Genomic DNA, 11,939 nt, shown 5'->3' on the forward strand with positions numbered 1-11,939 from the left:
ATTCCCCTCCTGCCAGAGGAGGGGACGAAGGGGTGGAGGGAGAAAAATCATTATCGTGTTTTTAACTAAACACCACCCCGTCCGGCAATTGCCGGACACCCCTCCTCAAAGAGGAGGGGATTTTTATTTTTAAATTTTTATTTAATCAGCATCATCTTTCGCGTCAGCTCGGTGCTGCCGGAAATAATTCTGTACAAATACAATCCGCTGCTCAGTTTTTCAGCATTAAAATTAACTTCGTGAACTCCTGCAGGATATTTTCCTTCTGCTACTGTTGCAACCTCTGTTCCTAATGCATCGAATACTTTCAATGTAATATATGAAGCTTCAGGCAGTTGGAAGCTAATTGTTGTTGTTGGGTTGAACGGATTGGGATAGTTCTGACTGAGTGCAAATTCTTTCACAGTAAATAAATTCACTTCCAGCTCATTTGAATAATTTACAGCACCATCATAATCAACCTGCTTCAAACGGTAGTGATATGTTCCGTCATAGAAAAGTCTGTCTTCAAACTGATATAAATTTCTTTCGGTTGAGTTGCCGTGTCCCTCAACGAATCCAATTTCAATCCATTCACTCTCTTCTTCTGCTTGATTCAAATCTCTTCTTTCAATATAGAATCCGAGGTTGTTTAGTTCACTTGAAGTCTGCCAGGATAAAAAGACTTTTCCGTCTTCTGCATTTGCAGCAAAATTATTCAGCTCAACCGGAATTGTTATTGAGTCTTCAATGATTGAAACCCAAACACTCAGACTGGTCTGAAGCCGCATCCATATCGGATAAATCTTTCCATCTAAAGCCGCAATGTTTGTGTAATCACCAAAGAATACTCCGGATGTTGGTGTAAAAGAACTTTCACTGATCTTGAAGTTATCAAAAGTAGCGCCGCCGTCAGTTGATTTTGCAACAAAGACATCGGTTGCAGCACCGGTTGTGTTTCTTCTATCATAAAAAACAAACCATAAATGACCGGTTGAAGGATCAATGGTTGACCAAACAAAAAACTGATGACGGGTTGTGTTATCGTTGTTGACTTTTATCGGAGAAGTCCACGTATTACCACCGTTTGTTGATCTTGCCATAAAAATATCAGTATCAGTTGCACCATTTCTCTGATCTGACCAAACCACATAAACATTTCCTCTGTAAGGTGAATTGCTGATATCACACATTGTAATCGGGAGTCCGTTGCATCTGTAAATTCCTGAAACCTCAAAATCCCAACCGCCGGGAATATCGGAAACAAAAATATCCTGTCCCCAAGTTTGACCACCATCAAGTGATTTATCGAATACGATTCCAACCGGACCAGCCCACGCAACATAAACTTCGCCATTTGGTCCAACACAAGGAACTGCACCTTCAGTTGTATGATCGCTGTCTATACAATTTCCACTGACATCACTTATTACTTTTGTCGGGCTCCATGATAAACCATAATCGGTTGATTTTGAAAATCTTATTCTCGAACTATCCGACTGATTTGAACTGCCATAGTCATCGAACTCAGTCCACGTGGCATATATTGTTCCCCTGTATGGAGATTGCGAATGATCTACCGCCAGCCATTCCTTATCCTGTGCTTGAGGTGAGATACCCTGATAAATTCCTACTCCACCATTCCAGCTGAGTCCGTTATTAGTTGACCTTTGCACAACTATTCTATCAATCCACCAGCCTGATATCGGGTTAGAAAGATGTGAATAATAAAGATTACCAAGGCTGTCAAATAAGACGACGGGATCGCCCCAGACTCCGAGAGAACTTGAAACCATTTGAGATTCCGTCCAGGTTAATCCGCCATTAGTTGAGCGATAAAAACAATTAATGTTTGCTCCTGCGGCAAGTATATTCGGATTAAGAGGATTGATGGCAATCGTAACTTCGTTTGGACTGCCGCTGTTATCAACCAGTATATTTGGATACTGAGAAAAGAGATTAACCGAAGTTAACAATACAATAAGAAGAGAAATGTTAAGAATTTTTTTCATTCTGATTCCTGTTGAAATTTAGTTTAAATTTAATTGTTAATAAATATCTGATAGATCTATAAAAGTTTTATTCCTTTATCAATTTGTTTTTAACCCGTCCGCCTTTTTTCATTGGATCGTCAGGATATCCAAGTTCTTTCCAGTTGAGCAATCCTTCACCGCCTTTTCCGTGGCAGGAAGTACATTTAAGAGCGTTGTCTGCACTCATCACCATATGATTGATTGGCCAGTACATTTTTGTTTCAATGAAATCTACCGTACCGGAAAATTCCTGATTTATCTGCTGCATTCCTCTTGTCGACGCAGTGACCCAATCAGATGTACTTGCGTAACTTTCTTCTCCAAAAATTCTCGGGATGATAAGATTTTTATTTACAGGATCGTAAGGTTGTTTAGATTTAACAACTTTGAAAGGAGAAATTTTTGATTTTGGATTTGAAATTTTACCTGCTGGTTTGTTTATGTCAATCACTTTTGACTTTTCAATTTTTTCACCAAGCTCATAATAATCTGAAGAACCATCACTCCAGTAATACTCCGGTTTTATATTTTTTGACCATACGAGTTCGCCGAAATTTTTAAAGTAAGTTTCCTGACCGTATTCATCTTTTGTTGATTCCCTGTCTTCACCTGCTTTTGACCAATCCCAGAAAGTAACTGTTGGTTCTGTTCTTGCATAAGTTGGAATATGACAGGTTTGACACGCAACCGCTGATGAATGATTGTTCAAGTTTTCCTTTTTGTGAGGATTTGCATCGTGACAATTTTCGCAAGCTACAGGACTTTCTCCTGCTTCATTTTTAAGTGAGATATTATGCGCTTCACTTTCGTGACAATCGGAACAACCGAATCCCAATCCGCCGAGATGATAATCAATTTCTTCGGACGGACTGAGAAGACTTGCATCCATCGCTCCGCTTCGTAAAAGAACTCCCCCGCTTCCACTGAAATGACAGGTCGCACAATTTTCTGTTTTTGGTTTACCAACACTTTGAGCCACTGCAAGTAAGTCAACATCTGCTTCAGAAATTCCTGAACCGAACGGCAATCTCTTGTAAGTACCCGTTTGATCATGACAAACAAGACAATCAATATTTTCCGCTGAATTAAACTCAAATGATTCATCCATTCCTGCAAATGGAACATGGCAGGATACACACTGACTTGAACTATCAGTGACAAACAAACAAAAATTATTTATCGGTACATATTTCCCGTTAACTAACTCTGGTTTGAATTTGGCCGATGTTGCACTCGAAAGCCAGTTCCAATGATTGGATTGCAACACTTGCTCTCCCATATCATCGTGACACATCAGACATTCAGCAGTGACATCCATTGGTGAATCATAAGGTCCGGAAACGTTTTCTTTATGATCCTGGGAAAATGATGATTGGGAAATAATCAGCAGTGGGATGAGAAACAACTTTTTCATATAGATTTAATATTTGTCAATTATTATGAAAAATTATTAAGAGAAATTTACCAACTTTTTTAGGTTAAAAGTATCTTAATTTCTTTTATTTATTAAAGAAACAAGAGTTATTGCAGAAGTTTCAGTGGAATAAATATTGCAATTCACAGTTATTTGGAATAAGTTTTAAGAAATAATTATTCACAACTGTGCAAATAATAAAAAACATATTGCTGCTTTATTTGCTTTTATCCTCATCTGTTGTACTTGCTCAGAATTCTACAATACCACATCCCGGATCTCCAATATTTTCTTCATCGGCAAGCATTTATTCCGATCATTATTTTTCAACACTAATTGATAATGAAATAAATGCATCACCCAAAATGAAACTTGCGATGGCAAGTCAACCAATTTTTGTAAACAGCGAAAGCCCTTTGATCGATGGTACAATTTGGAGAGCAAATTCCGACATCGACTATTTGAGATTAAGTTCTATCGGCGGACTGATGCTTGCTGCAAATCTCATTGCACTTGATTATCAGATGGATATCTGGTATAGCGAAAAAACAACAGGCTTTCATTCACTCGATTTAGTTGAGGATTGGGGAAAATACCAGCAGATGGATAAGTTCGGTCACTTTACTGATGCATACTTTACAAGTGATCTTTCCGGAAAAATTTATCGCTGGTCAGGAATGTCAGGCAACACTTCTGTCTGGCTTGGTGCATTGACCGGATGGTTGTGGATGCTTGAGATTGAGTTGAACGATGCATTTATGGCTGAATGGGGCTTTAGCTGGGGTGATATGCTTGCAAATACCGCAGGCTCAACATTCTATGTGCTTCAGCAATTCAACTATGATCTGCTTGGCGGAATTCATCCAAAATTCAGCTGGCATAAATCCGATGCCTGGAAAGAGATGAGATACAATCGTGATCCAAAAGCTCTGATTGAAGATTATGAAGGGATGACTTTTTGGGTAACAGTAAATCCACATCATTATTTTCCAGATAGTTGGAAGAAAACTTACCCTGAATGGCTTGCACCGCTTGGGCTTGCTTTCGGTGTCAGTGCAAAGATATCGGAATTAATCCATGGGGCGGATACCAGGAATATTTCTTCGGACTCGATGTTGATCTTAGAAAATTACCAATCTGGGGAGATTCCGGACTGATGAAATTTATTGTGAGTGAAGTTAACTTCCTCCGTCTGCCTATGCCGACAATTCGCTTTTCACCACAGGGAACGTGGTTCGGATTTTATTTTTAATAACACACTTTTAACGCAATCCTTACAAGCTGTGCTCACTGCAATATTAGTTTACTGATTTATTACTGATATTTACTTTCAATAAAAAATATTTATTGGAAGGGATTAAAAATGTCAGTAATGGATGCAAAAAAAAATCAATTCAACAAAAAAGCTTTTAGAGATTATATTTTTATCACAATCGGTGCCGCAATTATGGCACTCGGTATTGGAATTTTTCTTGTTGATGCTAAAGTTGTACCAGGAGGTGTCAGTGGATTATCAATGGCAATTTATTATCTGACAGGCGGTGCATTCCCGATTGGTGTTACTATCTGGCTTCTTAATATTCCACTATTCATCTGGGGAGTGAAAGAGCTCGGGACACAGTTCGGTGCAAGAACATTTTTTGGATTTACTTTGAATTCATTCTTTATCGATTTCTTTAGGGGTGAACTTCCGGGATTCAGTTTTATTCAGCTTCAAAACACCGAAACAATAATGAGACTGCGACAAGATGATTTTCTATTTTTGATTTTGCTCGGTGCTGCACTACTTGGAATTGGATTAGGTCTGGTTTTCAAATTCAGAGGATCAACTGCTGGAAGTGATATTGTCGCGGCGATAATGCAAAAAAGATTCGGCATCAAACCAGGAATGGCAATTATGATAATTGATTTCTTCGTAATTGTAATTGCAGGATTTATAATAGAACTAAAAGATCTTGCTGGTGACAGAAGTGCAATGACACTTACACTTTACGCTTTGTTTCTGCTTTTTGTTTCGGGCAGACTTGTCGATGCGATCATTGATGGCTTTGATTATGCTCGTGCTGCATATATAATCTCTGATAAAAACGATGAAATTGCCAAAGTAATTATGAAGGATTTTAGCAGAGGAGCAACGGCTGTTAAAGCCCGTGGTCTTTATAGAAATGTTGACAGAGAAATTATTTTTACCGTTGTGGCTTTAAGAGAACTCGGAAAACTTACACATACAATTAAGCAAATTGACCCTCAAGCTTTTGTTACAGTCAATAATGTTCACGAAGTATTGGGAGAAGGATTCAGAAGAAGAATTTAGTTTTTTATATCCAACGGAACATACTTCTCTCGCAAACGTCTGAAATTTATAATTCTATTTTGTCTTTAACAATCGGAGGATCAAATGGGAAAATTTTATCTAAAATTAATGCTTGGCTGCCTTAGTTTATTCTTCATCTTCACTAACGCAAATGCACAGGAAAACCTAAAAGAAAAATTAAACAAAATTGAAGGTTCAGTCGATAAGATCACTATCACAGCCGATGGCAAAGAGTATTCATTTGAAGGTGATGAGGCTGAAAAACTTTTTAAAAATTTAAAGCGGAGCTCAAATCACAGTTTTATGTGGAATACTTCGGAGGACAAATCGGGAAAGAAAAAAGTAATAATACTCGATGCAGATTCAGATAGTGATGAAATAGAAATTGAGAGCGATGATGATAACATAGTAATCGTAAAAACTGATGGTGATTTTGATGATGTGTCAGACGGTATTCAGAAAAAAGTAAAAGTAGAAGTTGAAGACGGAAATAAAACCGTTACTGTAACGACAAAAGAAAATGGCGAAGAGAAAACTGAAGTTTATTCAGGAAAAGAAGCTGACGAATATATCGAAAAGATGAAAGCTGAGAACAAGGATTTTGATATCTCAATTGAGAAGAAAACTGACGGTAAAAAAGTGAAGAAGATTATAATAGAAACCGATAAGGATGTAGAATAATTTTAGAAATCAATTAAGAGGCGGAAACTTTTTTAAGATCTGTCATCACGAGTCCGGTATTTACCGGACGAAGTGATCTCTAATATGAATATTAAGCAAAAGATTGCTTCGGTCGTTCCTCCCTCGCAATGACAGATTAAACGGAAACCACTCGCACACTCAAAACGTAAAATGCTTTATGTGCTCGCCCTTTTCACCGATCTCGGTCATTGCTTCAATTCCAATTTCAAGATGAACATCCGAATATTTCTGAGTTACTTCTTTATCTGATTCTTCCGTCTTGATTCCTTCAGGCAGCATCGGAACATCCGAAACTAAAAGCAAAGCACCACGCGGAATTTCATTTACCAATCCAACGATAAAAAGAGTTGCTGTTTCCATATCGATTGCAATAGTGGAAAGTTTGCGCAGATAATTTTTGAATTCATCATCCCATTCCCATAATCTTCTGTTGGTTGTATAAACAACTCCTGTTCTGTATTCAAATCCTCGTTGAACAATTTTATCCGAAACAAATTTGTGCAGTTTAAACGAAGGCAGTGCGGGAACTTCCGCTGGTTTGTAATCATTGCTTGTCCCCTCGCCTCTTATTGCGGCTGTTGGAAGAATAAAATGTCCAAGCTCAGTTGATTTTTTTAAGCCGCCGCATTTACCAAGAAATAAAACACCTTTTGGTGCTCGTGCAGAAAGTAAATCCATAATAGTCGCGGCGTTTGCCGAACCAATTCCAAAATTTATTATTGACAAACCATCTGAGTTTGTTGCTGTCTGCATTGGCTTACCGAGACCTTTAATATCGGTCTTAAATTTAATTGCAAACTTCTCTACATAATCATCGAAGTTTGTGAGCAGCATATAATCGCCGAACTCATCTATCTTTGTTCCCGTGTAACGCGGAAGCCAGTTTTTTGCTATGTCAAGTTTTGTTTTCATTCTGAACGAAAAATAAACAAAATTAATCTAATCCTTGCTTTTACAATTATTATTTATTTAGTTTGTAAAAAAAACTTGGGGTCAGAAGTGAAAACATTGAGTTATTTATCACTTGTTACAATCATTTTAGTCTCTTCAGAATTATTCTCACAGTCTACCTATCTTGGGTATATGTTCATACCGACCGAGTACGGAAATTACTATTATTCAGAAATTATGGGCGGAACAATCAGTTCTGCAACAGGATTTGATGGAGCGGAAAATATAGACCTACCTTTTCCTTTTGAATACATGGGGGTTACATATTCTACTGCGAGAATTTCTGTCAATGGTTGGATTGAGATGGGACAAACTTACACTGGTCCTGGTGCATTTAATGAACTTGAGAGTACTGTGAAGAAACCTTTGATTTGCCCATTATGGAGTGATTTGTATGCTGATGCACAAAGTGAGATAAGATATGAAACTATTGGAGAATATCCTGCTAGAATATTTGTTATTCAATGGAAAGACTTAACCTGGTATGGGAGTAGTACATCTAGGAAAAGTTTTCAAGTTAGGATTTGGGAATTGGATGGAACAATTGATTTCGTGTATGGTCCGGGAACCTCAGCCAGTTCTTTCTTTTCAGTTGGAATGAATAATCATATCGGTGGTATGGAAACTTCATTAGCGTTACACCGATGCCATTTCCCTATGGTTTTACTGTATCAACTGTAACTGCCAACAATTCTAACTACGACCTTTCTCTTTTACCAGAAAACTTGATTATTAGCTTTGTACCTCAACTATATCACTATTACGGATCAAAAGTACCCAAACGCCGGATAGTGTTTTTGTTGGAAATCTAAATCAGAAAATTCTAGCAATTATAATTCCAAGTCATGACGGAGGAGTGTTGACTCCACCACAAGTATTAAAATTTTACTTAAGTACCTACGGAACAAACAATCTAAATGATATTGTTAATGCCAAATTATTCTCTACAGGTTCATCACCTTATTTCAACACCAATCATCAGATAGGTGAAACCTTTGCAAACCCAACTGGTTTGTTTGAAATAAATAATATGACATATGAATATCTGATTAATAATGAGCCCAATTATTATTGGTTAGCTTACGATATTTCTGTTGATGCAACTGCTGGCAACTATGTTGACGGGAATTGTTATAGAATTGATTTGACCGGACCGCAAATTTATCCGGATTCTTTACTCACGGGTCCAAAATTGGTTGTCATTGAAAATACACTTCCAACCAATTTAACAGTTGGATTAGGAGGCAATTTCAATAGCATAACAGAAGCTTTCCAAGCTTTAGAGAATCAATCGATTAGCTCACCTACGATTTTAGAAATATTAAGTACATACAATCCCACAAATGAAATTTTTCCAATAGAGATTCCTTTAATAAATGGAAGTTCACAGAATAATACTATCACTATTCGTCCAGCCATAGGTGCAACTAATATTAATCTCATTAGTAATTCAACAATTTTACTTTTCACAATAGTACTTTTACAACAATTGATGGCAGGTCGGGTGGAACTGGTGAAGAGAAGGAATTATCACTTATAAATACATCCTTAAATTCCAGTACAATTCTTTTCCTCGATGGCTCTTCTTTCAACTCAATTATGTATTGTAACATTCTCGGTAGTGATACAAGTTCAACAGATGGTGTGGTTTCATTTAAACCTTACAATAACACTAATAACACTTTAGCAAATTGTCTAATTGCAAATTATGATAATAACTTACCTTCGTTTGGGATAAAAATCTTTAATGATTACCAAAGTGGTCAGGGTGGTTCTCATCAAACTGTAATAGATTGTGAAATTAAAAATTTCAAAAAAGCAGGAATAGAAATTCACATAGCAGATAATTCGTCGTTAATCGGGAATATTATCCACAATGAATTAGAAGTATCAAGTAATTCATTATCAGGAATTAATTGTTACGCTAGGCATGTGACAATAAGTAAGTGTAAAATCTATGATTTGATTTCCAGTGAATTAAATTCAAATGATGTATATGGGATAAAGATTTTGAGAGGTTGGGGCGGAGTTGTTGACAATAATTTTATTTCTCTCTCAGGTAATGAACAATCATCTATTACTGGAATTTATTTAAAGGGAGAATTATTTATTGGTTATTATTTCTACTATAATTCAATTAACATTTTTGGAAATTGTGAAAATTCTGAGGGTAGTAGTTGCCTTAAAAGGGATTGGACTTTGACTGAAAATCCTTCTTTGTACCCACCATGGTATTTACTCAATAACATTCTTGTAAATAAAAGAGTGAATACATCAGGTAATGGAATACATTTGGCTATTGATTCTAATGATCCTTATTATTCAGCAGATTATGACTACAATAATTACTATGTAGCACCTTCAAATAATTATATCGGGAAGTGGATAAACACTTATGCTTCAAATATCGAAGAATGGAAAATATTGAGTAACCGAGATCCGAATTCAGTGAGTACGGATGTAATTTTTATTTCTGATACCGATTTGCATTTGACTGGGAGTTCTATTGGAGACAGTTTGTTAATTGGAATTCCAATAAGCGGAATAACTCATGATATAGATGGTGAATTAAGAGATCCCATTTCACCATATAAAGGTGCTGATGAAGTGGATAGTCCAGTCGTTATTACAGAGACTATTAAAAAACCATCGAATTATTCTCTTTTTCAAAACTACCCTAACCCATTCAACTCATCTACAACAATTGCTTATGGATTGCCTAAAGCAACATATGTTTCGCTAATCATTTATGATTGCTTGGCGAACAATGTTAGAACATTAGTTAATGAAGTTCAAGCAGCTGGGACACATTATGTAGTTTTTGAATCAAATAATCTTTCCAGCGGAATATACTTCATGAGAATTCGAGCAGAGAATTGGGATGAAACGAAACGAATAATTATCTTAAAATAAGAGTAAGGCGCTGAATAAATCTTACTCTTTCTCTTACTCATACGCTGAGTGCTTTACTCGGTATACTGTTCAATTACTTTTACAATGTGTGCTTCACAAACTTTACAGAATGGTCGCTCCCCTTTTGAGAACATAATGCAATCAAGCATTGGTCGATACATTCCATTCGCAACATAACCTGCACCTTCAAAAGCACCAACTTTGCCGTAGTTGGCATTTTTCCTGAGGTATGAATCAACAAGATCGGAATGTGCCTTATCTTTTCTTGCGTAAGCATCTTCAGCAGCTTTTATTAAATCAGCAGATTGGCGTTCTCTTTTTAACTGTGCAGTTCTTTTATTCATCTCTCTTCTTTCTGCCTGCCATTTGTAATCCATTGAATCGTATTTTGCTTTGTCCCATCTGGATGGAATTTCAATTCCCGGAGTTAAAAATTCTTTCCACTTGATATTTACAGGATCAATGAGTGCAGTAATGTTTGGCTCTAGCGGATCAAGTCCAACCGGATAAAAATCATTATACTGAACATCTGACGTATAATATTCATCGGCAAGTCCAGAAAACGAATGACCAAACTCGTGAAGGAAAAGATAATCTCTGAACTGATTATCAGTGGTAAACGTGCAGAAGAAATTATAAATACCTCCGCCGCCGTAACGTGGATGATTCACCATAATATAAATTGCATCGTACGGAACGTGAGCAGCTAAATCTCTCACAGCCTTGTTATCTTCAGTCAGAATATATCTTTCCGATCCCATTGAATTAAAAGTACAGTTCAAAATAGTATTGCTGTACTGATCTGCAGGTGGTTCATCAATACCGCTGTCACCCGATGGTTTGTAAACACCATGAATATTAAACTTGTTTTGATTTGAATTGTATGGTTCTAAACCAAAGAAAACGTTTGTAAAATATTTGAGGTCCTTTTCGAATTTAGTTTTCTCATCAATTGTATAGCCTTCTCCGAGAATTACAACATCAACCCTGTTATGCGGATCGCCATTTGTTTCCTCATTGTAGACTGTCACCATCTTGTCTTTTATCTGATCCCTGATGATCATAATGTTAGCCGGATCGATTTCTTTTTCAAAAAATTCAAAAAGATTTTGTTTAGCATCCCGTCTTTCCATTACAAAGATGATTTTATTTTTTGGATAAGGAATAATTGCTGATTCGTGGAAAGTTTTTTTGATACCCTCTAATCCTTCTGTGCTGGTTTTGTATTCGCCGAAGTAACTATCGAATCCTTTTGAGTAAATTAATTGATTCGAAGCAGCATCGTAAATTTTGACGCAATATCTTCCAAGATTCATTTCATCAATGAGATGAACTCTGCTACCTGCCCAGATACCGTATTTGTAAATCTGATCGAGAGTGATGAACTCATCTTTGGCGTCACCAACGTGGTGGTAATCAATCCGCATCGTTTCATCCAAAAAATATTTATTGAATTTTGCGAAATCCTGACTGATTGAAGGTGAAATTAAAATTGAAGTTAGGAATGCAATTATGATCAGCTTTTTCATTTTTGTTCCTCTCTCTTTGATAAATCGATTTTGATAATGCAAAGATATTGAAATTAGTTGAGATGAATACTTGATACCGGACCTTGCCTACCGGCAGGCAGGTT

The 11,939-nt window shown here is 36.7% G+C and carries 10 protein-coding genes; 6 read left to right on the forward strand and 4 right to left on the reverse strand.

Going from position 1 to position 11,939, the window contains the following annotated elements:
- Nucleotides 1–137 precede the first annotated feature (137 nt).
- Entirely contained in the window at nt 138–1,991 is a 1,854-nt protein-coding gene (locus IPM14_07440) for a T9SS type A sorting domain-containing protein (GenBank protein ID MBK9097939.1), read from the reverse strand.
- A gap of 67 nt (nt 1,992–2,058) precedes the next feature.
- A complete protein-coding gene (locus tag IPM14_07445) occupies nt 2,059–3,426 on the reverse strand; it encodes a tetrathionate reductase family octaheme c-type cytochrome (GenBank protein MBK9097940.1) in 1,368 nt (455 codons plus the stop codon).
- A 188-nt stretch (nt 3,427–3,614) separates the two neighbouring features.
- Here IPM14_07445 and IPM14_07450 point away from each other — a divergent pair, with 188 nt between their 5' ends.
- From IPM14_07450 to IPM14_07460, 3 genes are all read left to right on the forward strand, one after another.
- Entirely contained in the window at nt 3,615–4,583 is a 969-nt protein-coding gene (locus tag IPM14_07450; protein MBK9097941.1) for a DUF2279 domain-containing protein, read from the forward strand.
- Nucleotides 4,584–4,798: 215 nt separating this feature from the next.
- Complete coding sequence (locus IPM14_07455; protein ID MBK9097942.1) at nt 4,799–5,740, forward strand: YitT family protein; 942 nt, start codon at nt 4,799–4,801, stop codon at nt 5,738–5,740.
- An 84-nt stretch (nt 5,741–5,824) separates the two neighbouring features.
- Complete coding sequence (locus tag IPM14_07460) at nt 5,825–6,421, forward strand: hypothetical protein (protein MBK9097943.1); 597 nt, start codon at nt 5,825–5,827, stop codon at nt 6,419–6,421.
- A 159-nt stretch (nt 6,422–6,580) separates the two neighbouring features.
- On the opposite strand, the gene IPM14_07465 is transcribed toward IPM14_07460, so the two are convergent.
- Entirely contained in the window at nt 6,581–7,354 is a 774-nt protein-coding gene (locus tag IPM14_07465) for an AMP nucleosidase (protein ID MBK9097944.1), read from the reverse strand.
- A gap of 87 nt (nt 7,355–7,441) precedes the next feature.
- On the opposite strand from IPM14_07465, the gene IPM14_07470 reads away from it, so the two are divergent.
- From IPM14_07470 to IPM14_07480, 3 genes are all read left to right on the forward strand, one after another.
- Nucleotides 7,442–8,074, forward strand: a complete 633-nt coding sequence (locus IPM14_07470; protein ID MBK9097945.1) for a hypothetical protein — start codon at nt 7,442–7,444, stop codon at nt 8,072–8,074.
- Between the two features lie 178 nt (nt 8,075–8,252).
- On the forward strand, nt 8,253–8,933 hold the full coding sequence (locus IPM14_07475; protein MBK9097946.1) for a hypothetical protein: 681 nt from the start codon (nt 8,253–8,255) through the stop codon (nt 8,931–8,933).
- Between the two features lie 59 nt (nt 8,934–8,992).
- Entirely contained in the window at nt 8,993–10,306 is a 1,314-nt protein-coding gene (locus IPM14_07480; GenBank protein ID MBK9097947.1) for a T9SS type A sorting domain-containing protein, read from the forward strand.
- 53 nt (nt 10,307–10,359) lie between these two features.
- Here IPM14_07480 and IPM14_07485 read toward each other — a convergent pair whose 3' ends face one another.
- Nucleotides 10,360–11,835 carry a peptidase M64 gene (locus IPM14_07485; protein MBK9097948.1) on the reverse strand — a complete coding sequence of 492 codons (1,476 nt, stop codon included), beginning with the start codon at nt 11,833–11,835 and terminating at the stop codon, nt 10,360–10,362.
- Between the last annotated feature and the right edge of the window lie 104 nt (nt 11,836–11,939).

The organism is bacterium, assembly GCA_016716565.1.
GTDB lineage: Bacteria > Bacteroidota > Ignavibacteria > Ignavibacteriales > Ignavibacteriaceae > IGN2.